The organism is Cupriavidus sp. 05N39 (assembly GCF_056397325.1).
Genome location: NZ_JBFTNE010000067.1, coordinates 19,621 through 40,192, shown reverse-complemented (window position 1 = coordinate 40,192; position 20,572 = coordinate 19,621). Strand labels below are relative to the sequence as shown.

Genomic DNA, 20,572 nt, shown 5'->3' with positions numbered 1-20,572 from the left:
GCGATGCGAGTTTGGGTCCCGGCCGCTCTTTTCGCCGGATCCCGAGGGGGTGTCGCCCCATCCGGCGCGCCTTCTTTGCCTACTTTCTTGGCAAGACAAGAAAGTAGGTCGCCCCCCGCAGGGGGGTGAAACCGCCTTTGACTTTAAGCTTTTGAAGTTGAAGTTGAAGTTGAAGTTGCAGCCCTTCCCCAATACCCCCACCCCTACCCCCCCCTTCCCCCCTTCCCCCGCCGCGGCATCTCCGAATCCAACACCAACCGCCCATTAATCTTGCCATTCATCCGCGTAACATAACGCGTGCATTCCTCCATATGCGACAGCATCAGCGCACGCACCTTCTCCACATCGCGGTCCCGCGCCGCCGCCAGGATCTTCTTGTGGAACTTGACGTTCGCCGCGCCGAAGCGCTCGTGTTCGCACGTTGGCGTGTCGTTGCCGAACACCACCAGGTGCCGGATCATTTCATTGATCAGCTCGCAGCAAAAGCGCAGCATCGGGTTCGGGTTGGCGGCCGCCAGGATGTCGTGGAAGCTCAGGTCTTCCTGCCGCTGGTTTAGCGGATCGATCGCGGCGGCGGAGGCCGGGTCGCACTGGTCGATGGTGCGTTCCAGCGCGGCGAAATCCTCTTCCGTCAGGTGTGGCACCGCGCCCGCGGCCAGCTCGGGTTCCAGCAGCTTGCGCGCGGTGTAGATATCCGCGATACCGATGTCTTTGAAGAACAGGTAGTTCTGCATCAGCTGGAAGGTGCGGTCCAGTTGCACTTCCACGATTGTGCCGCCGCCCGCCGGGCCGGTGCTCACGCTGACCAGCCCCTGCACTTCGAGCGACTTGAGTGCCTCGCGGATCGTGCTCTTGCTCACGGAGAACATTTGCTGCAGGGCAATCTCGCGCGGCAGCTTGTCGCCGGGGCGCAGGTTCTTCTGCGTGATCAGGCGTTTCAGTTCTTCGGCAACCAGGTCGGCGCGTTTCTGCTTGCGAATCTCGATCGTCCTGGCGCCTTCGCCACGTAGCGGTGCCATGTTGTTTCCATCCCTTTGATTGCCGCGTGCCGCCGGTCCAGTCTGTTGCTGCCGGCCAGGCCACGCCGGGTCCAATTCTACAGGCTGCGATTGCCGCCGCCAGCGCCGCTGGTGCGCGTCGCCTGCGTACGCCTTGCTGCGTTTCCTCCTATTGACTTTGAAAGAAGCGCCTCCTACTATCGTCTCACCTATTTATCATGATAAATAGCATAAAAGGCTGGAGGATGTCCGCGCACCTGACGCGGCGGCTACCGGCCATCCTGGGTGGCTATCCCCATCGAGAGGRGTGAGACATGAATCGTCGTAACCTGTTGAAGCTGGCGGCGTTGTCCGCTGTCCCCGCCGCACTCGTGCACGCCCGCTCCGCGCTGGCGGCCGCGGGTGACGTGATCGAGCTTGGCTGCCCGGTGCCGATGTCGGGCCCCTTCGCGGCCAACGGCAAGTTTGCCGACCTGGGCATGAAGCTGGTGCTGGAGCAATACGACAAGGTGCTTGGCAAGAGCCTGCGCTACAGCGTGCTGGATACCGAAGGCAAGCCGGCCACCGCCGTGCGCAAGATGCAGGAGCTGGCGCAGAAGAACGCGGCGCGCTACTTTGCCGGCGGCATCCTGTCGTCGGAGTCGCTGGCCATGGGCAAGGAGGCGGAGAAGTTCGGCGGCGTATTCGTCACCACAGCCGGTGCCGACGAGATCACCGGCAAGGACTGCAACCGCGCCACCTTCCGCTGGTCCGTGCCCACCTTCGGGGCCATCGAGCGCACCGTGCGGCCGCTGATCGAGGCCATGCCCAAGGCCAGGCGCTGGTACACCATCACTCCCCAGTATGTGTTCGGCGAGGGCCTGCTGTCGGCGGCAAAGAACGTCTTCAAGGAAAAGGGCATCGAGCACGTCGGCAACAGCTATCACGGGCTCAACGAGAAGGAATTCAGCGGCTACCTGACCAACGCGCTGGCGGCCAAGCCGGATGTGCTGCTGATCCTGAACTTCGGCCAGCAGTCGTCCGACACGCTGCGCCAGGCGGCGAGCTTCGGCATGAAGAAGGACACCACGATCCTGGTGGCCTGGGCGTCCGGGCTGGAACAGTTCGAATCGCTGGGGCCGGAGTTGTGCGAAGGCGTGTACTTCGGCGCGCAGTACTGGCATGGCGCGGATTCGCCGCTGAACCGCGACCTGGTCAAACGGAGCAACGCGCGTTTCAAGAGCAATCCGAACTACAGCCTGGCCGGTTCCTATATCTGCACCAAGATCATGCTGGACGGCATGATCAAGGCGGGCACCGCCGATCCCAAGGCCGTGGTGGCCGCCATCGAGGGCATGAAGTACGACGGCCTGACCGGATCCGAGGAAGTGCGCGCGGCCGACCACCAGGTCATCAAGGACTACTACCTGCTCAAGGGCAAGGCGAAGAGCCGCATGAAGGACAAGGACGACTACGCCGAGGTGATCAGCGCCGGCAAGTCCTTCCTGCCCGTCGACAAGACCCTGTGCAAGATGGCCTGACGGGCCGCCTGCAAGCTACAGGCCGTGCGCCCCSGCATCGGGGCGCACCAGGGCCATCCTTCCCGTCCAAGCTTTCCGCTCAAGCCCATGAACGTCTACCTGTTGCAGGTGGTCAACGGCGTTGGCATCGGCATGCTCTACTTCCTGCTGGCAGTGGGTTTGTCGATCATCTTCGGCCTGTTGCGCTTCGTTAATTTTGCCCACGGTGCCTTCTATGCGCTCGGTGCTTACCTCTGCTTCCAGGCCTTGCAGCTTGGCCTGAATTTCTGGGTCGCGCTGGTCGCCGCGCCGCTGCTGGTCGGCGCCTTTGCCTGGCTGACCGAGAAGGTCATGCTGCGGCACGTGTACGCGCTTCCGCATGAGTTCCATATCCTGGTAACGGTCGGCCTCGCGATGGTGGCGCAGGAGCTGATCATCACCAGTTGGGGCCCGCTCGGCGTCAACGTGGCGCCACCCGAATCGCTGCAGGGCGTGGTGATGTGGGGCAGCTTCGTTTATCCGAAGTACCGGCTGTTCGTGATCGGCTTCACCGCGCTGCTGGCGGTCGGCTTGTGGTGGCTGCTGGAAGGCACGCGCCTGGGCAGCGCGGTGCGCGCGGGCAGTGAATCGACGGAGATGGTGTCGCTGCTCGGCATCAACATCTTCCGCCTGTTCAGCCTGATGTTCGCGCTGGGCGCGGCCACGGCGGCCATCGCCGGCGTGCTGGCCGCGCCGATCCGGGGGGCCGAGCCGTTCATGGGCGTGGAGGCGCTGGGCGTGGCGTTCGTGGTGGTGGTAGTGGGCGGGCTGGGCAGTTTCACCGGCGCGCTGGTGGGCGGCGTGCTGGTCGGCGTGGTGCAAAGCCTGATGAGCACGCTGTGGCCGGAAGGCGCGTGGCTGATGATCTATGTGGCCATGGCCGCGGTGCTGCTGCTGCGCCCGCATGGCTTGCTCGGGAGAGGATGATGGAGATGCTCAAACGCTATCGCTTCTGGCTGCTGGCGCTGGGCGTGACCCTGGTGCTGCCGCTTACGATGCGCTCCGGCACGCTGGCCACCGAAGTGCTGGTCTATGCCATGGCGGTGATGGCCTGCAACCTGTTGCTTGGCTACACCGGACTGCTTTCCTTCGGACAGGGCATTTTCTTCGGCCTCGGCAGTTATGGCCTGGGCATCGCGCTGACGCGCCTGGCGCTGCCTTTGCCGCTGGCGCTGGTGCTTGCCATCGTCCTGGGCGCGGCGGCGGCGGCGCTGGTCGGGTGGTTCGCCATTCGCCAGCGCGGCACGTACTTCGTGATGCTCACGCTGGCATTCGCGCAGATGTTCTACTTCCTCGCCTACACCACGCCGGACCTGACCGGTGGCGACAACGGCCTGCTCGATATTCCGCGCCCGCCGGTCTCGCTGTTCGGCACCCAGCTGGGCTCGCTGGCCGGGCCGTGGCAGTTCTACGCTTTTGTGGCGGTGCTGTTCCTGCTGGTGTTCTTCCTGGTGTTGCGTGTGACGGAGTCCGTGTTTGGCCGCACTTTGCTCGCGATCCGCAACAACGAGGAGCGCGCGCAGGCGGTCGGCTACAACGTCAGGTACTTCAAGCTGACGGCCTTCGTGCTGTCGGGGGCGATCACCGGGCTGGCCGGCGCGCTGCACGCCATGCTGATGGGCATCGCGCCGCTGACCAATATCGACTATCACACCAGCGAGATGATCCTGATCATGACGGTGATCGGCGGCACCGGCAACGCCTTTGCCTCGGTGCTGGGTGCGGCCTTCTATGTGCTGCTGTCGGACTGGCTGTCGACCTTGTGGCCGCGCTGGCTGATGCTGCTCGGCTTCCTGCTGATCGCGGTCAGCCTGTTCATTCCGCGCGGGCTTTGGGGCCTGGGAGAGATGCTGTGGCGCAAGATGAGCCGCGAACCGGCGAAGCCGATCGGACAGGAGGAACAGGCATGACAACGGCGATTCTGGAAGCGCGCGGGATTACCAAGTCCTATGGCAAGTTCAACGCGCTGGGCGGTGTGGACCTGCGGGTGATGCCGGGCACCGTGCATTCGGTGATCGGGCCCAACGGCGCCGGCAAGACCACGCTGTTCCATATGCTCACGGGCACCGGCACGGTGACCGCGGGAACCATCGTCTTCGACGGCAAGGATGTGACACGCGAGCCGGATTACCAGCGCGTGCAGCGCGGCATCGCGCGTTCGTTCCAGGTGACCAGCCTGTTCACGCATCTCCCTGTGCGGGAGAACCTGCGGCTGGCGGCGCTCGGAACTAGCCCGCGCCGCGCGATGGATTGCTGGCGGCGGCCGCTGGGGCAACTGGCCTGCGCGGATACCGTGGACGGCGTGCTGCAACGGCTGGAGCTGACCCGCGTCGCCAATGCGGAAGCCGGCACGCTGTCGCACGGCCAGCAGCGGCGGCTGGAAGTGGGCATGGCGCTGGCCGCAAGGCCGCGCGCCATCTTTCTGGACGAGCCGACGTCCGGCATGGGGATCGACGACCTGGCCGCGATGAAGCACCTGATTCGCGGTTTGAGCGCGGATCACACCGTGGTGCTGATCGAACACAATATGGATATCGTCATGGATATCTCCGACACCGTGACCGTGATGCAGCAGGGCAAGGTGTTGATGGAAGGCTCGCCTGACGCCGTGCGCAATGACCCGCGCGTGCGGGCCGCGTACCTGGGCAACATGATCACCGGAGGCGGCAAATGACGACGATGCTGGATGTCCAGGACGTGCACGGCTACTACGACAAGAGCCATGTGCTGCAAGGCGTATCGCTGGCGGTGGGCGCCGGCGAACTGGTCACCCTGCTGGGCCGCAACGGCGCCGGCAAATCCACCACCCTGAAGGCCATCGCCGGCGTGGTGCGTCCGCGCGGCGGACGCGTGCTGTTCCAGGGCCGCGACATCGCCTGCATGGAGCCGCACCGGATCGCGGCGGACGGTCTTTGCCTGGTGCCCGAGCATCGCGGCATCTTCCGTTTGCTGACCGTGGAAGAGAATCTCAAGCTCGGCGCGCGCAAGGCGTCGCCGTGGCAGCTGGACGATATCTACCGCATCTTCCCGCGCCTGCGCGAGCGGCGCCGCAACGGCGGCGCGCAGTTGTCCGGCGGCGAGCAGCAGATGCTCGCCATCGGCCGCGCGCTGATGAACCACCCGCGCCTGCTGATGCTGGACGAGCCGGTGGAGGGCCTGGCGCCGGTCATCGTCGAGGAGATCGTGGCGCAGCTCAAGATGATCAAGGCGGCCGGCGTCTCGATCCTGCTGGTGGAGCAGAACCTGGAGGTTTGCATGCAGCTGGCGGACCGGCATTTCATCCTGGAGCAAGGGACGGTGGTCTACAGCGGCAGCAATGCCGCGTTCCGGGAGGACGAGGCCGTCAAGGACCGCTATCTCGGCGTGGGCCTTGCGGCCTGATCCGCCGGACATCTACAAGCACGAGCATAAGCAGTGAAAGCKAGAGGAAGCACTATGTTGACGCAGCACCAACCTGCCCTGGCAAGCCTTCGCATTGATGGCGCGCGCCTGTGGGATTCACTGATGCGGCTCGCCGAGATCGGCGCGACGCCGAAAGGCGGCGTATGCCGGCTGGCACTGACTGAGCAGGACCGCCTCGGCCGGGATTTCTTCGTGGCGGAGGCCCGGGCCTCCGGCTGCGAAGTGCGGGTGGATGCGGTGGGCAACCTGTTCGCGCGCAGGGCGGGCAAGAACAACGGGCTGCCGCCAGTGATGACCGGCAGCCATATCGATACCCAGCCCACCGGCGGCAGGTTCGATGGCAACTACGGCGTGCTGGCGGGGCTGGAAGTGCTGCGCACGCTCAACGATGCCGGCGTGCAGACCGCGCACCCGCTGGAAGTCGTCGTGTGGACCAATGAGGAAGGCTCGCGCTTCGTGCCGGTCATGATGGGCTCCGGCGCCTTTGTTGGCGAGTTCGCGCTGGACGGCGTGCTGGGCCAGCGCGACCGCGATGGCGTTTCCGTGCGGCAGGCATTGGCCGCGATCGGCTATGCCGGCGGCGAGGCGGTTGGCGGGCGCCCGGTGGCCGCGTATTTCGAGGCGCATATCGAACAGGGTCCGGTGCTGGAGGCCAGCGATGTGCCGATCGGCGTCGTCACGGGCGCGCTGGGCCAGCGCTGGTACGACGTGGTCGTCACCGGGATGGAGGCGCATGCCGGCCCCACGCCGATGGCCATGCGCCGCGACGCCATGCTGGTGAGCGCGGAGCTGGTCGGCATCGTCAACCGCATTGCCATGGAGCGGCAGCCTCACGGACGCGCCACGGTGGGCTGCATGGAAGTGCACCCGAACTCCCGCAACGTCATTCCCGGCCGCATTGCCATGACGGTGGACCTGCGTTCCGACACGGATGCCACGCTGTCGGAGATGGACCGTGCCTTCCGCGAAGCCGCCGCGCAACTGGCCGCGCGTACCGGGCTAAGCATCGGCATCGAACAGGTGGTGTACTTCCCGCCGCAGCCGTTCGACGCGCGCATGGTGGCGTCCGTGCGCGCCGCCGCGCGGCGGCTGGAGCTGCCGGAGATAGACGTCATCAGCGGCGCCGGGCACGACGCGGTCTATCTCGCGCGCGTGGCGCCGGCCGCGATGATCTTCGTGCCATGCAAGGACGGCATCAGTCATAACGAGATCGAAGACGCCAGGCCCGAGCACCTGGAGGCGGGCTGCAATGTCCTGCTGCAAGTGATGCTCGAATCCGCCAACCTGTCCTGACGCCCGTCATGAAGATCCTGATCGCACGCCTGAACCACGAGACCAATACCTTTTCGCCGGTGCCGACGCCGCTGTCGTCCTTCGATCCCCGCTACGGGGAAGACGCTTACAGGGCCAGCAAGGGCACGCGCACGGCCATCGGCGCCTTCATCGACCTGGCCGAAGCGGCGGGCGCCGAACTAGTGGTGCCGGTCGCGGCCGGCGCCAACCCCAGCGGGCGCGTCGCGGCCGATGCGTATACCGCGCTATGCGACGCCATCGTGAGCGCGGCCCCCGGCTGCGATGCGGTGATGCTCGACCTGCACGGCGCCATGGTCGCGGAGAACAGCGACGACGGCGAGGGCGAGTTGCTCGCGCGTTTGCGCAAGGTGCTGCCCGATGTGCCGGTCGCGATTGCGCTGGACCTGCACGGCAACGTCACGCAGGCGATGATGGCGCACGCGGATATCGCCGTCAGCTTCAAGACCTATCCGCACGTCGACATGTACGAAACCGGCGAGCACGCCGGCCGCCTGCTGATGCGCATGCTGCGGCAACGGATACGGCCCGCGCTCGCATGGCGGCGTTTGCCGATGGTGACGCACACGCTGCGCAGCAACACCGGCGAGGGCGCCATGCAGCGCGCGGTGGCGGCGGCCCGGCAGGCCGAGGCCGGTGGCATGCTGGCGGTATCGGTGCTGGCCGGTTTCGGGCTGGCGGATATCGCGGCGCCTTGCATCAGCGTGCTGGTGGTGGCCGATGGCGATGCCGCGGCGGCACAAGCCGCGGCGGACAAGCTCGCGGCGCAGATCTGGAACGAGCGCGCCGGCTTCGTCTATGAAAGCGAGCCGCTGGCGGATTCCATTGCGCGTGCCGCGCAACTGGCGGCTGCCGACGGCAAGGGGCCGGTGCTGTTGCTGGACCACGGCGACAACTGCATGTCCGGCGGCACCTGCGACGATATGGCGGTGCTGCGCGAAGCGCTGCGCCAGGGCCTGTCCGGCATCGCGGTGGGGCCGGTGTGCGACCCGCGCGCGGTAGCCGCGCTGATCGAAGCCGGCGTGGGCGCCAGCGTCACGTTGCCGGTGGGCAACAAGGTGCCGCTTAGCCAGCTCGGCGTCTATCCCACGCCGCTGACCCTGAGCGGGAGCGTCTCCGCCATCAGCGACGGGGAATACGTGATCAGCGGTCCTACCTACCCCGGCCTGCGCATCCGCATGGGCCGCACCGCGCTGCTCGATACCGGCGCGGCGCAGGTGGTGGTGACGGAGACGCCGCAAGAACACTGGGACCTTGGCATTTTCACCCACATCGGCGTGGACCCGCTGGCGCAGCGCTTCCTGCTGCTGAAATCGCGCATGTACTGCCGCCCGGTATTCGTGCCGATCGCGAAGGCGGTGGTCGAGTGCGATGGCGGCGGCGTGACGAGTTCGCGCTACGCGCAGTTCCCGTTTCAGCGGCTGGCGCGGCCGGTGTATCCGCTGGATGCGGATGTCGCCTGGCGCGCATAGCCGCGGATTGCTGTCGGGGCGCCGCCCCAATCCATGCCTTAGCGCGCGCTGGCGAACCGCCTGTGCCGGCGCGTGCAGGTTCAGGCGGGGCGCCTTGTGCCAGCGGCGCGTGAGCGCCGCGCAGTTGCTGGCGCCGGCTTGTCCGGGCCGGATGCAGGTTCATCGAACGCATCCGCCGCCAGCAGCACGCCCGCGGAGACGATGTATTCCGCCGCGCTTTCAATATCCCCTTGCAGTGCGGCCCGTGCCGCCACGCCATCCTTGCGCTTGAGCGCCTCAACAAGCCGCGCGTGATGATTGACGGCCACCTGCTCGCCCACGCGGCGCGAGCCGGAGCGCAGGTCGTGATTCAGGATCGGGCCGATGCGCAGCCATAGTGCTTCGATCATCTGCAAAAGCATCGGCATGCCGGCGCCTTTGTAGACGGCGAAATGCAATTCCTTGTTGACGGAGATCAGCCGCGAGCTGTCCGGCTTGGACCGTGCCATCTCTTCCGCGAAGCGGTCGTGCAGGGCGGTGATCTGCACGATCGCGGCATCGCTCAGGTGCTCGGCCGCCTGCTCCGTCGCCAGCCCTTCCAGGTTGACCCGGATGCTGGTGATCTCCCGGAACTGGCTCACGCTCATGACCGGCACGCGCAGCGCGCGGTTCGGCGTCAGTTCCAGTGCCTGCTCCGCCACCAGCCGGTGGACCGCCTCGCGCACCGGCATCACGCTCACGCCCAGCGCGGCGGCGGTGCTGCGCAGCGAGATCTGTTCGCCGGGCATCATGTGGCCGCTGATCAACAGCTCTCTCAATTGCGCATAGACGTCGGCACTCAGCGTCTGGCGCTTCAAAGGGGTCACAAGTTCGGGTAGGGACATGCGGAAATCATAGCACATAGGGTATTCCCGATTTGCGATCTGTGATCACAGATATAACATGGCGCCAATGGAGCAATATCGCCTCATGGATGGAGCTGACGAATATGTGGAATGACAATTCTCTGGCGGGCAAGCGGGTCCTGGTGACCGCGGGCGCCGACGGCATCGGCCTGGAAATCACCCGCGCCTTCGCGCAGGCGGGCGCCAGCGTGCTCGTGTGCGATGTCCAGGGCGCCAGCCTTGAGCGGCTGGCGGCCGAGTTGCCGGCGGTGCATGGCTGCCGGGCCGACGTGTCGGGCGAGGCCGACGTGGCGGCATTGTTCGAGGCCGTCGACCGCACCCTCGGCGGCCTGGACGTACTCGTGAACAACGCCGGCGTGGCGGGCCCCACCGGCGGCGTGGAGACCCTGGCGCTGGCTGACTGGGAGCGCACGCTCGCGGTCAATATCACCGGCCAGTTCCTGTGCACCCGCCTGGCGGTGCCGCGCCTTCGCCGGGGGAATAACGCCGCCATCGTCAACCTGTCGTCGGCCGCCGGCCACCTGGGCATGCCCGGGCGCTCGGTCTACTCGGCGTCCAAGTGGGCGGTGATCGGCTTCACCAAATCGCTGGCGCTGGAACTCGGCGCGGACGGCATCCGCGTGAATGCCATTCTGCCCGGCGCGGTCGATGGCCCGCGCATTCGCGCGGTCATCGCGGCAAAGGCCGAAGCGCTGGGCAAGCGGCTGGAGGAAGTCACGCGCGCCTACACCTCGCAAGCCGCGCTGGGGCGCATGGTGACGGCGCGCGACATCGCCAACATGGTGCTGTTCGCGTCCAGCGACCTGGCCGCCAACGTCACCGGCCAGGAACTGGTGGTCGATGGCCTGACCCAAGCCCTTAGCTGAGCGCACCCCCACCAACCGATTTCATACGGAGCCCGCCATGGCAGCCCGATCCAAAGCCATCATCACCTGCGCCCCTACCGGCGCGATCCACACGCCCAGCATGTCGCCGCACCTGCCGGTAAGCGCCGAGGAAATCGCCACTGCCGCCATCGACGCGGCCAAGGCAGGCGCGGCCATCCTGCACCTGCACGCGCGCGATCCGAAGGACGGGCGGCCGTCGCAGGATCCGGAGCTGTTCCGGCCGTTCCTGTCGAAGATCAAGTCCGCCACCAATGCCGTGATCAACATCACCACCGGCGGCAGCCCCCACATGACCGTGGAGGAGCGCATGCTCCCTGCCACCACCTTCAAGCCGGAACTTGCGTCGCTTAACATGGGCTCGATGAACTTCGGCCTGTTCCCGATGCTGGAGCGTTTCAAGGAGTTCAGGCACGAATGGGAGCGCGAGCATCTGGAGAACAGCCGCAACCTGATCTTCAAGAACACCTTCAGCGACATCGAGAATATCCTGAAGATCGGCAACGCCAACGGCACGCGCTTCGAGTTCGAGTGCTATGACATCAGCCACCTGAACAACCTGAAGCATTTCCTGGATCGCGGGCTGGTCAAGGCGCCGGTGTTCGTACAGTCGGTGTTCGGCATCCTGGGCGGCATCGGTGGCGATCCGGAAGACCTGATGCATATGCATCGGACCGCGAACCGGCTGTTCGGCGACCAGTACCGCTGGTCCATCCTCGGCGCCGGGCGCAACCAGATTCCGCTGGCTACCATCGGCGCAGCGATGGGCGCCAACGTGCGGGTCGGCCTGGAGGATTCGCTGTGGATCGGCCACGGCCGGCTGGCGGCTTCGAGCGCCGAGCAGGTGCTGCGTATCCGCAGCGTGCTGGAGGCGTTGAACATCGATGTCGCGACGCCCGACGAGGCGCGCGAGATCCTCGGCCTGAAGGGCGCGGACAACGTGGCGTTCTGAGTGCCGGCGCCGCCTTGCGCGGCGCCACGCTGCTGCTGTTGCCGTTGCCTTCGAAAACAAAACATATACCGCCGACAGGAGACACCATTCATGTCTACCACCTATGTGCAAACCGCACGAGAAGCGCCGCTTGCCGATCAGCGCTCGCTGAACGCGCTGCTGTTCAGGAAGCTGATGCCGCTGCTGGTGCTGGCTTATGTGATCAGCTTCCTCGATCGCACCAATATCGCGCTGGCGAAGAGCCACATCGCGGTCGACCTGGGTATCTCCGCGGCGGCTTACGGCCTGGGCGCGGGCTTGTTCTTTCTCAGCTACGCGCTGCTGGAAGTGCCCAGCAACCTGATCATGCACAAGGTAGGGGCGCGCTTCTGGATCACGCGCATCATGATCACCTGGGGATTGCTGTCCACCGGCATGGCCTTTGTCAGCGGCGAGACCTCGTTCTACGTGATGCGCCTGCTGCTCGGCGCGGCGGAAGCGGGCCTGTTCCCCGGCGTGATGCTCTACCTGACATACTGGTTCGGCCGCAAGGAGCGGGCGCGCGCGACCGGGTACTTCCTGCTGGGCGTATGCATTGCCAACATCCTCAGCGGACCGCTTGGCGGCGCGCTGCTGCAAATGGACGGCGTGCTGGGCTGGCGCGGCTGGCAGTGGATGTTCGTCCTGGAAGGCCTGCCGGCGGTGGCGTTTGCATTTGTCGTGTGGAAGAAGCTGCCGGACGGCCCCGCCACCGCGACCTGGCTGTCGCCCGAAGAATCCCGCGAGGTGGAACGCCGCCTGGCGGCGGAGCAAGCCGAGGAAGCGGCCGCCGGGCACGTCGGGCATTCGTTCCGGGGCTGCCTGGCCGATCGCCAGATCTGGCTCGCGATCTTCGTGTACTTCTGCCACCAGATCAGCATCTACACCGTGATCTTCTTCCTGCCGGGCATCATCGGCACCTATGGCAAGCTGTCGCCGCTGCAAATCGGCCTGCTCAATTCCGTGCCGTGGATCGCGGCGGCCATCGGCGCGGCGGCGCTGCCGCGCTTCGCCAGCAACCCGCGGCGCTGCCGCCGCATGCTGATCGCGGGGCTTGCCGTCATGTCCGCCGGCCTGCTGCTCGCGGCGTATGCCGGGCCAGTGGTGGCCATGGTGGGCTTCAGCCTGACGGCATCGATGTTCTTCGTGGTGCAGTCGGTCATCTTCCTCTTTCCGTCGTCCCGTCTTGCCGGCGTGGCGCTGGCTGGCGGGCTGGCGCTGGTCAACACCTGCGGGCTGGTCGGCGGCTTTATCGGCCCGTCCGTGATGGGGGTGATCGAGCAGACCACGGGCAGCACGAAGAACGGCCTGCTGATCATCGCGGGGATGCTGGTGCTGGCTGCGATTGCCAGCACCCGGCTGCGCCAGGGCCAGGAAGGGAAGGCCGCCTGAAGCGTGTTGCATTGCGGGATGCGCGCGGCGTGACCGATAGTGCATCCGTTCCGGGTGGGGAGTGCGATCGCACGCGCACTCCCCGCAGGATTTCCTACACTGCAAGACGTTCGCATACTCTGCCAGCGGTCCCCTCGCTAGCCAGCAACCATGCCACGTCTTGTCTTTGCCGCCGCCATCCAGCGCCATGTCCCCAGCCCGGAACGCGAGGTCTGCGCGGCTACCGTGTGTGCCGCGCTGGAACGGGCTTTCAGTGAGCAGCCGGAACTGCGCGGCTATATCCTGGACGATCAGGGGCAGTTGCGCCGGCACCTGGCCGTGTTTGTCGATGGCTCCGCCATTCGCGACCGCCGCCGCCTGAGCGACCGCGTGGGCGAGAGCAGCCAGATCTTTGTGGTGCAGGCGCTGTCCGGCGGTTGACAGCGCAAGCTGCCGTTGGCAACAGGCTGACAACAGGCCGCTGACAACAGGGCGCCGAAGGCATGCCGCTGTAGACAGGAGTCCAGCATGAGCGATCAGCTTTTCGTTGGCACGCGCAAGGGCTTGTTCATATTGCGGCGCGACAGCGCCGGCGCATGGCGGCAGGACTCGGTGCATTTCCTGGGCGAGCCGGTCAGCATGGTACTGGCCGATCCGCGCGACGGCACCTTGTACGCGGCACTCAACCTTGGGCACTTTGGCGTCAAGCTGTGGCGGCGCAGGGCGCGCGGCACGGAGTGGGGCGTGTGCTCGGTGCCGGTTTATCCGCCTCAGCCGGAGCCGGATCGTCGCCACGAATCCGCCCCGGACGGCGTACCCGCCGCTGCGCAAACCGGAGATACGGCGCAGGCCGGCCCGCCGGCCCCGGTGCCGTGGTCCTTGCAGCAGATCTGGTCGATGGAAGCGGGCGGCACCGATGAACCCGGCGCGCTCTGGGTCGGCACCCTGCCGGGCGGGCTGTTCCGCTCCGGCGACGGCGGCGCGACCTGGGCGCTGAACCGTCCGCTCTGGGACCGCCCCGAACGCAGCGAGTGGTTCGGCGGTGGCTACGATGTGCCGGGGATCCATTCCATCTGCGTGGATCCGCGCGACAGCCGCCACGTCACGGTTGCCGTATCGTGCGGCGGTGTCTGGCAGACCCGGGACGGCGGCAAGAACTGGACCTGCACCGCCAGCGGCATGGTGGCCGACTACATGCCGCCGGAGCGGCGCGAGGACGGCAATATCCAGGACCCGCACCGCCTGGTGCAGTGCGCCGGCCATCCGAACGCCATGTGGGTGCAGCATCATGGCGGCATCTTCCGCTCCGGCGATGGCGGCGTGCACTGGCAACGCTTGCATGCCCAGCCGTCGAGCTTCGGTTTTGCCGTGGCGGCGCATCCGCGCCGGCCCAATACCGCGTGGTTCGTGCCGGCGGTGAAGGACGAATGCCGCGTGCCGGTAGACGGCAGGCTGGCTGTCACGCGCACGCGCGACGGCGGGGTCAGCTTCGAGGTATTCTCCGACGGACTGCCCGACGCGCCGGCCTACGACCTGGTCTACCGGCACGGCCTGGCGGTGGACCATAGCGGCGACCGCCTCGCCATGGGCTCCACCACCGGCGGCTTGTGGATCTCGGAGAGCGGCGGGGAACGCTGGAAGCTGTTCTCGGCGCATCTGCCGCCGATTTACTGCGTGCGCTTCTCCTGAGTCTTTCCAGCGCGCGCCGACGCTTTCGACTGCTGGACCGACCGCCAGACAAAGGATGCGAACGCATGGCTGAAGCAAGCGCGAAGACAACCGGAAAGGCCGCCAGGACGCCCGAAGCCGCCGGCGGCGCCATCGCCCGCATCGGCATCGGCGGCTGGAACTTCGCCCCATGGCGCGACAACTTCTATCCCGCCAGGCTGGCGCAAAGCCGGGAACTCGAATACGCCAGCCGCCAGCTCACCGCCATCGAAATCAACAGCACCTACCACGGCACCCAGAAGCGCAGCTCCTTCGCCAAATGGCGCGACGAGACGCCCGATGGCTTCGTGTTCGCGCTCAAGGCATCGCGCTTCGCCACCAACCGCCGGGTGCTGGCGGAATCCGCCGAGTCCATCGCGCGTTTTATCGATAGCGGCATTGCCGAGCTGGGCGGCAAGCTCGGCCCTGTCGTCTGGCAATTCGCACCCACCAAACAGTTCGACCCCGAAGACTTCGAAGCCTTCCTTGCGCTGCTGCCTGCCTCGGTCGAGGGCCGCGAACTGCGCCATGTGCTCGATGTGCGGCACGAGAGCTTCATGACGCCGGACTATCTCCAGCTTGCGCGCAAGTACAAGGCCGCCACCGTCTTCACCGATTCGGACAAGTTTCCGTCCTTCGCCGATCTCACCGCGGATTTTGTCTATGCGCGGCTGATGCGCAGCAGCGAGAAGCTGAAGACCGGCTATGCGCCCAAGGCGCTCGATGCGTGGGGCGAGCGGGTGCGGGCCTGGGCCTCTGGCGGCATCCCGGAAGACCTGCCGCGGGTGGACGGCAAGGCGGCGGCGAAGCGCAAGCGTGAGGTGTTCGTTTTCTTTATCAACGGCGCCAAGGAGCGCGCGCCGGCGGCGGCGCAGGCGCTGCTGGCGCGGCTGGGGTGGCAGGCGCCGCCATGGCAGGCCGATGCCAGGGGTGGATAGACGATGGAGGGGCGCAAGCCCGTTATAATCCGGCATGAACTCAAGCCCTACCCAATCCGCAGCGTCCGCCGCTGCCGGCGCCTCTTTCTCCAAACTGCCCCTCTCGCCCGCCACGCTGGCGACGCTGGAGCAGCTCGGCTACCAGACCATGACCCCGATCCAGGCCGCCAGCCTGCCGGTCGCGCTGGCCGGCCAGGACCTGATCGCGCAGGCCAAGACCGGCAGCGGCAAGACCGCCGCCTTCGCGCTGGCGCTGCTGAACCGGCTGGATACGCGCCGTTTCGACGTGCAGGCGCTGGTGCTGTGCCCCACGCGGGAGCTGGCCGAGCAGGTCACGCAGGAAATCCGCCGCCTGGCGCGCGCGGAAGAGAACGTCAAGATCCTGACGCTGTGCGGCGGCTCGCCGATGCGCCCCCAGGCCGACAGCCTGGCGCATGGCGCACATATTGCCGTGGGCACGCCCGGACGCATCATGGATCACCTGGAGCGCGGTACGCTGCACCTGGATGCGCTCAACACCCTGGTGCTGGACGAAGCCGACCGCATGCTCGACATGGGCTTCTTCGACGACATCGCCTATGTGGCGAGCCACTGCCCCAAGGAGCGCCAGACCCTGCTGTTCTCGGCAACCTATCCCGAAGGCATCGCCCGGCTCAGCCAGCAGTTCCTGCGCAAGCCGCGCGAGATCAAGCTGGAGGAGCAGCACGACGACAGCAAGATCCGCCAGCGCTTCTATGAGGTGGAAGACAGCGACCGCCTCAACGCCGTAAGCCTGTTGCTCAACCATTACCGCCCGGTCAGCACGCTGGCCTTCTGCAACACCAAGGCGCGTTGCCGCGACCTGGTCGACCTGCTGCGCGCGCAAGGCTTCGAAGCCCTGGCCCTGCACGGTGAGCTGGAACAGCGCGAGCGCGACCAGGTGCTGGTGCAGTTTGCCAACCGCAGCTGCTCCGTGCTGGTTGCCACCGACGTGGCCGCGCGCGGCCTCGACATCGCCCAGCTCGAAGCGGTGATCAACGTCGACGTCACGCCGGACCCCGAGGTCTACGTCCACCGCATCGGCCGCACCGGCCGCGCGGACGAGGACGGCTGGGCGCTCTCGCTGGCCAGCATGAACGAGATGGGCCGCGTGGGCAATATCGAACAGGCCATGGGCACCGAGATGGAATGGCAGCCGCTGTCCGAACTGGCCCCGGCCAGCAACGAGCGCCTGCTGCCGCCCATGGTCACGCTGCAGATCCTCGGCGGGCGCAAGGAGAAGATGCGCCCCGGCGATATCCTCGGCGCGCTCACCGGCGACGCGGGCTACGCCAAGCACCAGATCGGCAAGATCAACGTGATGGACATGTCCACCTACGTGGCGGTCGAGCGTTCGATCGGCCGCGAGGCGATGCGCAAGCTCAATGACGGGACGGTAAAGGGCAAGCGCGTGAAAGTGCGCATGCTGACGGAATAACGGTGGCGGCGACGCTGCGGTACCCGATGCGCGGATGTGGGGTGCGTACAGGCATGGCGCATGGCCATTGCCGCGCATCCCGATGAAAACGCCTAAGCGGCTGCAGCCGCTGGTCGAGGACGGCCTGGTCGACGAAGTGGTGCGCCAGCTGATGAGCGGCAAGGAAGCCACGGTCTACGTCGTGCGCTGCGGCGGCGAGATCCGTTGCGCCAAGGTCTACAAGGATGCCGCGCAGCGCAGTTTCCGGCAGGCCGCGACTTACCAGGAAGGGCGCAAGGTCAAGGGCAGCCGGCAGGCGCGCGCCATGGAAAAGGGCACGCGCTACGGGCGCAAGGTGGCCGAGGAAGCCTGGCACAACGCCGAGGTGGATGCCTTGTACCGCCTCGCCGCCGCGGGCGTGCGGGTGCCCAGGCCGCATCTGTGCTTCGAGGGCGTGCTGCTGATGGAACTGGTGGTGGATGCCGATGGCAATGCCGCGCCGCGCCTGAACGATGTGGCGCTGAGCCCGGAGCTGGCGCTGGAGTTCCACGCGGCGCTGATCGGGCAGGTGATCCTGATGCTGTGCGCCGGCGTGGTGCACGGCGACCTCTCCGAATTCAATATCCTGGTGGATGCCGAGGGGCCGGTCATCATCGACTTGCCGCAAGCGGTGGACGCCGCCGGCAACAACGATGCCAGCGTGATGCTGGAACGCGATGTGGACAACCTCGCGTTCTACTTCGGCCAGTTCGCGCCGGAACTCAACGATACGCAGTACGGCAAGGAGATCTGGGCGCTTTACCAGGCCGGCCTGCTGCATCCGGGCGTGAAGCTGACGGGGCGGGTCGAGGTGGATGACCGGCCGGTGGATGTGGAAGCCGTGCTGCAGGAAGTGGAAGACGTGCGCCTGGAAGAAGAGGCGCGCCAGCGGTACCTGCAGAGCGCGGAGTGACGGGGGGGTGATCGTGGCGCGGCGAGCCCGATGTTCGTCCGCCGCGCCTCCCCGGCCCATCGCATATCAGTGCACCGGCATCATCCGATCCGCACTACATACCCCTCTTTGGGCTCGCTCCCACTTGCCACCAGGCTGGCGATCCTCTCCTGCGCCGCGCCGAAGCCCTGCTCTTCGATCAGCGACAACCAGCCGTTGCCCGGCGCCTTCACGTGATCGATAAATGCGCGTTGCGCCGCATTGAAGCGCTGGTTCACGCCTTCGGGCCCCCAGTCGGCATTGCGCTTGCGGATTTGCACCGGCGCGAAATAGAACTCGGGCTTGGGTCCGGGCAGGCCGGTGTCGCGCAGGAAGTCCGTGTTCTGCGCCGAGCCGGCGAAGCAGTCGTACACCAGCGCGCTGCCGAAGTGGTGATGCACGCGCGCGCGCAGCGCTTCGTCGCCCGAGAAGTCCACATAGAGCGTGGGCTCGTCGTTGGCAAGCGTTTCCAGCGTGTCGTAGCTGACCACTTCCGCGTAGCAGCCCAGGCCCTCGACGAAGGGGCGGTTGCGCCCGGAGGTGATGGCCGCCAGCGAGATGCCGGGGAGGTCGCGCAGGCAGAAGGCGGTGCCGTAGGCCGTCTTGCTGGAGGCACTGGATACCACCAGCCGGGTCGCGCCGAAGAAGCGGTTGTCCTCAAGGAAGTCGGCCAGCATGAACGACGTGATGAACAGAGGCCGGTACAGCATCTGGTAGTTTTCCAGCTCCGGCGCGTAGGCGGCGTCGTTGACCACGCGGGTGTACTGGTTGTAGGCGGAGGTCAGCGGCCTGCGATGCTCGCTGCCATCGTAGAAGCCGCGCACGGTGACGCGCTCGGGCTGCATGCGGATATGGCTGGCGATAGGGAAATAGCCATAGAAGCGCTCGCCCGCCTCCACGCCGGGAACGCCGCTGGCGACCACGTCGGCGAAGCCCCACACCGGCATGTGTCCCCATTCCTCTTGCCCGGTGGGAAAGAACTGCCAGTAGTTCATGGCGTCGCCGAAGGCGGCGTAGGTGATGTTGTTGGTGGTGAGCGCGAAGCGGTCGATCTTCAGCAGGACTTCGCCGGGGGCGGCGTCGATGCGTTCCTGGCGCGCTTCCAGCCGGCTTTCGTTTAGGGCATGCTTGCGAGTCAGCAGGCGGATTACCCTGAGCGATTGTTCCGCATTGTCGCCTTGGCCCGTGTGTTCCATCTTGTCTCCTTAATTACCGTCGAGGTCGATGCCACCAATGTATCGCCGCAAGCCGGCCGCCGGGTTCGGAAACGCGGGTGCCGCGTCCGATGCGGCGCCAGCGCCGGCCAGGCCGCTGAAACGCCCGTCGCAGCGACGCGCACGCTTTACCGTGAACGCCATTTACGAGGCTTTTGTTCGGATATGGCGCGTGCGCGGCTGGGACGGCGTGACCACGCGCGCGGTGGCGCTGGAAGCCGGTTGCTCCGTGGGTACCCTGTACGAGTACTTCCCCAACAAGGAGGCACTGCTCTCCGGCTATGTGCGGCACACCATCGAGTCGATGCTGGCGCGCATCGACGCCGAGGCGGTGAACGCGGCCGGGCTGGACTGGGCCACGCGCATCCGGCGCCTGGTGCGGCTGACCTGTGGCGCGGACGATGCCGCGCTGGAGGGTTTCGAGCATGAGATGCTGATGCTGGAGGCGCGCATCGCCGAGACCAAGCATCATCGCCGCGTGTTCGACGAGTTGTGCGCGACCTGGCAGCAAACGCTGGCGGCATGCCCGGATCTGCCGCGCGCGCCGGATGCCGCCACCGTGCAGAGCCTGCTGCAAGCGGTCTGGGGTGCGCGCCGCTATCGGCTCTTGCTGCAGGCCGACGAGTCATCGCGGGCGGCGTGGGTGACGCAGATGGAGCGGCTTTGCCTGCTGGCGCTGGGAGATGCGCCGCCGCTTGGCGCCGATGTTACTGATCGCTCCTGAACCCCACCTTCTTGTGCGTGCCGTCGCAGAACGGCTTGTTGCCCGAGTGGCCGCAGCGGCATAGCCAGGCCTCGGTCATGCGGTTGACGGTTCTGCCGGTGCCGCTGATGACTTCGAGATTGCCCTTGATGCGCAGCGGTCCGTTGGGAATCGGGTGGATATCGAGCGGCCCGTCGCGTTGCGCCAGCGGCGCCGATTCCACGGTGGCGGGCTCGCCGCTGGCGGTGAAGCCCGCGCCGGCGTGGCTGGTGTCGCAGAAGGGCTTGTTGCGCGACGCGCCGCAGCGGCACAGCGTGAGGCGAAAGCCGGCGGGCTGGCCGTCAATGGCGATGGCGGCGCGCAGCGCCAGCGGGCCGTTCTCAAGCACGCGCGCCACGTTGACCAGGGGCGCGGCCTCGCCCGGGGAGTCGTCGCGGGTCTGGTAGCCGATCGCGCCTGACGGACAGTTGTGCGCGATCTCGGCGATTTCCTCGGCGGTGGCGTTGTCCGGATGGATCCACTGGCCCTCCACGCCGGGTACGAAGACGTCCGGGCGGTCCAGCGTACAGTGGCGCGAATGGATGCAACGGCTGTCATCGAAGAGGACGATGACGCGCTTTCCGGCAACGGACTCGGTGGCCATGGCTGGCCCTCCTGCGCAGTGCGCGCGCCATATAGCGCGCTCCCTCTCCTTTATAGCGCCTGCCGGCGGGTTTGCGCAGCGCTTTTCGGCAGCTTTGTCTTTTTACAAAGATTCGTGTGCGTCACCCTGTAA

The 20,572-nt window shown here is 66.6% G+C and carries 20 protein-coding genes; 16 read left to right on the top strand and 4 right to left on the bottom strand.

Going from position 1 to position 20,572, the window contains the following annotated elements:
- Window positions 1-203: 203 nt before the first annotated feature.
- Window positions 204-1,019: a FadR/GntR family transcriptional regulator gene (locus AC1DN0_RS27540; RefSeq protein ID WP_441634000.1), complete on the bottom strand. Its 816-nt coding sequence runs from the start codon at window positions 1,017-1,019 to the stop codon at window positions 204-206.
- 293 nt (window positions 1,020-1,312) lie between these two features.
- Between AC1DN0_RS27540 and AC1DN0_RS27535 the strand changes: the two genes are divergently transcribed.
- The 7 genes from AC1DN0_RS27535 (at window position 1,313) to AC1DN0_RS27505 (ending at window position 8,721) form a co-directional block, all read left to right on the top strand.
- Window positions 1,313-2,518: an ABC transporter substrate-binding protein gene (locus tag AC1DN0_RS27535; protein ID WP_035872523.1), complete on the top strand. Its 1,206-nt coding sequence runs from the start codon at window positions 1,313-1,315 to the stop codon at window positions 2,516-2,518.
- A gap of 87 nt (window positions 2,519-2,605) precedes the next feature.
- Entirely contained in the window at window positions 2,606-3,463 is an 858-nt protein-coding gene (locus AC1DN0_RS27530; protein ID WP_441633998.1) for a branched-chain amino acid ABC transporter permease, read from the top strand.
- Window positions 3,463-4,446: a branched-chain amino acid ABC transporter permease gene (locus tag AC1DN0_RS27525; RefSeq protein ID WP_441633996.1), complete on the top strand. Its 984-nt coding sequence runs from the start codon at window positions 3,463-3,465 to the stop codon at window positions 4,444-4,446. Before AC1DN0_RS27530 ends, AC1DN0_RS27525 begins: the two co-directional genes overlap by 1 nt.
- On the top strand, window positions 4,443-5,210 hold the full coding sequence (locus AC1DN0_RS27520; protein WP_441633994.1) for an ABC transporter ATP-binding protein: 768 nt from the start codon (window positions 4,443-4,445) through the stop codon (window positions 5,208-5,210). The genes AC1DN0_RS27525 and AC1DN0_RS27520 overlap by 4 nt, the downstream gene beginning before the upstream one ends.
- Before the next feature lie 5 nt (window positions 5,211-5,215).
- On the top strand, window positions 5,216-5,917 hold the full coding sequence (locus AC1DN0_RS27515; protein WP_441634002.1) for an ABC transporter ATP-binding protein: 702 nt from the start codon (window positions 5,216-5,218) through the stop codon (window positions 5,915-5,917).
- 54 nt (window positions 5,918-5,971) lie between these two features.
- Complete coding sequence (locus AC1DN0_RS27510; RefSeq protein WP_441633992.1) at window positions 5,972-7,231, top strand: Zn-dependent hydrolase; 1,260 nt, start codon at window positions 5,972-5,974, stop codon at window positions 7,229-7,231.
- Window positions 7,232-7,239: 8 nt separating this feature from the next.
- Window positions 7,240-8,721, top strand: coding sequence for a M81 family metallopeptidase (locus AC1DN0_RS27505; protein ID WP_441633990.1), 1,482 nt, complete (start codon window positions 7,240-7,242; stop codon window positions 8,719-8,721).
- Between the two features lie 80 nt (window positions 8,722-8,801).
- Here the strand turns inward: AC1DN0_RS27505 and AC1DN0_RS27500 are convergent, their stop codons facing one another.
- Window positions 8,802-9,584 (bottom strand): GntR family transcriptional regulator, encoded by a 783-nt coding sequence (locus AC1DN0_RS27500; protein ID WP_441633988.1) that lies wholly within the window; start codon window positions 9,582-9,584, stop codon window positions 8,802-8,804.
- Window positions 9,585-9,688: 104 nt separating this feature from the next.
- Between AC1DN0_RS27500 and AC1DN0_RS27495 the strand changes: the two genes are divergently transcribed.
- The 8 genes from AC1DN0_RS27495 to AC1DN0_RS27460 all read left to right on the top strand — a co-directional run bounded on the left by AC1DN0_RS27495 (window position 9,689) and on the right by AC1DN0_RS27460 (window position 17,862).
- Entirely contained in the window at window positions 9,689-10,471 is a 783-nt protein-coding gene (locus tag AC1DN0_RS27495; RefSeq protein ID WP_441633986.1) for an SDR family oxidoreductase, read from the top strand.
- 37 nt (window positions 10,472-10,508) lie between these two features.
- Window positions 10,509-11,441, top strand: coding sequence for a 3,5-dioxohexanoate:acetyl-CoA acetone transferase (kce, locus tag AC1DN0_RS27490; RefSeq protein WP_441633984.1), 933 nt, complete (start codon window positions 10,509-10,511; stop codon window positions 11,439-11,441).
- 90 nt (window positions 11,442-11,531) lie between these two features.
- Window positions 11,532-12,851: an MFS transporter gene (locus tag AC1DN0_RS27485; RefSeq protein WP_045240421.1), complete on the top strand. Its 1,320-nt coding sequence runs from the start codon at window positions 11,532-11,534 to the stop codon at window positions 12,849-12,851.
- A 150-nt stretch (window positions 12,852-13,001) separates the two neighbouring features.
- Complete coding sequence (locus tag AC1DN0_RS27480; protein WP_035872484.1) at window positions 13,002-13,271, top strand: ubiquitin family protein; 270 nt, start codon at window positions 13,002-13,004, stop codon at window positions 13,269-13,271.
- A gap of 87 nt (window positions 13,272-13,358) precedes the next feature.
- Window positions 13,359-14,519: a beta propeller repeat protein gene (locus AC1DN0_RS27475; RefSeq protein ID WP_441633982.1), complete on the top strand. Its 1,161-nt coding sequence runs from the start codon at window positions 13,359-13,361 to the stop codon at window positions 14,517-14,519.
- Between the two features lie 65 nt (window positions 14,520-14,584).
- Window positions 14,585-15,475, top strand: a complete 891-nt coding sequence (locus tag AC1DN0_RS27470) for a DUF72 domain-containing protein (protein ID WP_441633980.1) — start codon at window positions 14,585-14,587, stop codon at window positions 15,473-15,475.
- A gap of 34 nt (window positions 15,476-15,509) precedes the next feature.
- On the top strand, window positions 15,510-16,931 hold the full coding sequence (dbpA, locus tag AC1DN0_RS27465) for an ATP-dependent RNA helicase DbpA (RefSeq protein ID WP_441633978.1): 1,422 nt from the start codon (window positions 15,510-15,512) through the stop codon (window positions 16,929-16,931).
- Between the two features lie 82 nt (window positions 16,932-17,013).
- Window positions 17,014-17,862, top strand: coding sequence for a PA4780 family RIO1-like protein kinase (locus AC1DN0_RS27460; protein ID WP_035872477.1), 849 nt, complete (start codon window positions 17,014-17,016; stop codon window positions 17,860-17,862).
- 80 nt (window positions 17,863-17,942) lie between these two features.
- On the opposite strand, the gene AC1DN0_RS27455 is transcribed toward AC1DN0_RS27460, so the two are convergent.
- Window positions 17,943-19,076 carry a DUF2855 family protein gene (locus AC1DN0_RS27455; RefSeq protein WP_441633976.1) on the bottom strand — a complete coding sequence of 378 codons (1,134 nt, stop codon included), beginning with the start codon at window positions 19,074-19,076 and terminating at the stop codon, window positions 17,943-17,945.
- A 28-nt stretch (window positions 19,077-19,104) separates the two neighbouring features.
- Here AC1DN0_RS27455 and AC1DN0_RS27450 point away from each other — a divergent pair, with 28 nt between their 5' ends.
- Window positions 19,105-19,818: a TetR/AcrR family transcriptional regulator gene (locus tag AC1DN0_RS27450; RefSeq protein WP_441633974.1), complete on the top strand. Its 714-nt coding sequence runs from the start codon at window positions 19,105-19,107 to the stop codon at window positions 19,816-19,818.
- Here the strand turns inward: AC1DN0_RS27450 and AC1DN0_RS27445 are convergent.
- Complete coding sequence (locus tag AC1DN0_RS27445) at window positions 19,802-20,440, bottom strand: CDGSH iron-sulfur domain-containing protein (RefSeq protein WP_441633973.1); 639 nt, start codon at window positions 20,438-20,440, stop codon at window positions 19,802-19,804. The two genes, AC1DN0_RS27450 and AC1DN0_RS27445, sit on opposite strands and share 17 nt — an antisense overlap.
- Between the last annotated feature and the right edge of the window lie 132 nt (window positions 20,441-20,572).

What these genes read in the sequence shown, in the direction of transcription:
- AC1DN0_RS27510 (WP_441633992.1), top strand. Translation starts at nt 5,972, where the DNA reads ATGTTGACGCAGCACCAACCTGCCCTGGCAAGCCTTCGCATTGATGGC.
- AC1DN0_RS27520 (WP_441633994.1), top strand. Translation starts at nt 4,443, where the DNA reads ATGACAACGGCGATTCTGGAAGCGCGCGGGATTACCAAGTCCTATGGC.
- AC1DN0_RS27515 (WP_441634002.1), top strand. Translation starts at nt 5,216, where the DNA reads ATGCTGGATGTCCAGGACGTGCACGGCTACTACGACAAGAGCCATGTG.
- AC1DN0_RS27475 (WP_441633982.1), top strand. Translation starts at nt 13,359, where the DNA reads ATGAGCGATCAGCTTTTCGTTGGCACGCGCAAGGGCTTGTTCATATTG.
- AC1DN0_RS27495 (WP_441633986.1), top strand. Translation starts at nt 9,689, where the DNA reads ATGTGGAATGACAATTCTCTGGCGGGCAAGCGGGTCCTGGTGACCGCG.
- AC1DN0_RS27525 (WP_441633996.1), top strand. Translation starts at nt 3,463, where the DNA reads ATGGAGATGCTCAAACGCTATCGCTTCTGGCTGCTGGCGCTGGGCGTG.
- AC1DN0_RS27455 (WP_441633976.1), bottom strand. Translation starts at nt 19,076, where the DNA reads ATGGAACACACGGGCCAAGGCGACAATGCGGAACAATCGCTCAGGGTA.
- AC1DN0_RS27535 (WP_035872523.1), top strand. Translation starts at nt 1,313, where the DNA reads ATGAATCGTCGTAACCTGTTGAAGCTGGCGGCGTTGTCCGCTGTCCCC.
- AC1DN0_RS27445 (WP_441633973.1), bottom strand. Translation starts at nt 20,440, where the DNA reads ATGGCCACCGAGTCCGTTGCCGGAAAGCGCGTCATCGTCCTCTTCGAT.
- AC1DN0_RS27450 (WP_441633974.1), top strand. Translation starts at nt 19,105, where the DNA reads ATGCCACCAATGTATCGCCGCAAGCCGGCCGCCGGGTTCGGAAACGCG.
- AC1DN0_RS27530 (WP_441633998.1), top strand. Translation starts at nt 2,606, where the DNA reads ATGAACGTCTACCTGTTGCAGGTGGTCAACGGCGTTGGCATCGGCATG.
- AC1DN0_RS27485 (WP_045240421.1), top strand. Translation starts at nt 11,532, where the DNA reads ATGTCTACCACCTATGTGCAAACCGCACGAGAAGCGCCGCTTGCCGAT.
- AC1DN0_RS27480 (WP_035872484.1), top strand. Translation starts at nt 13,002, where the DNA reads ATGCCACGTCTTGTCTTTGCCGCCGCCATCCAGCGCCATGTCCCCAGC.
- AC1DN0_RS27470 (WP_441633980.1), top strand. Translation starts at nt 14,585, where the DNA reads ATGGCTGAAGCAAGCGCGAAGACAACCGGAAAGGCCGCCAGGACGCCC.
- AC1DN0_RS27460 (WP_035872477.1), top strand. Translation starts at nt 17,014, where the DNA reads ATGAAAACGCCTAAGCGGCTGCAGCCGCTGGTCGAGGACGGCCTGGTC.
- dbpA (WP_441633978.1), top strand. Translation starts at nt 15,510, where the DNA reads ATGAACTCAAGCCCTACCCAATCCGCAGCGTCCGCCGCTGCCGGCGCC.
- kce (WP_441633984.1), top strand. Translation starts at nt 10,509, where the DNA reads ATGGCAGCCCGATCCAAAGCCATCATCACCTGCGCCCCTACCGGCGCG.
- AC1DN0_RS27505 (WP_441633990.1), top strand. Translation starts at nt 7,240, where the DNA reads ATGAAGATCCTGATCGCACGCCTGAACCACGAGACCAATACCTTTTCG.
- AC1DN0_RS27540 (WP_441634000.1), bottom strand. Translation starts at nt 1,019, where the DNA reads ATGGCACCGCTACGTGGCGAAGGCGCCAGGACGATCGAGATTCGCAAG.
- AC1DN0_RS27500 (WP_441633988.1), bottom strand. Translation starts at nt 9,584, where the DNA reads ATGTCCCTACCCGAACTTGTGACCCCTTTGAAGCGCCAGACGCTGAGT.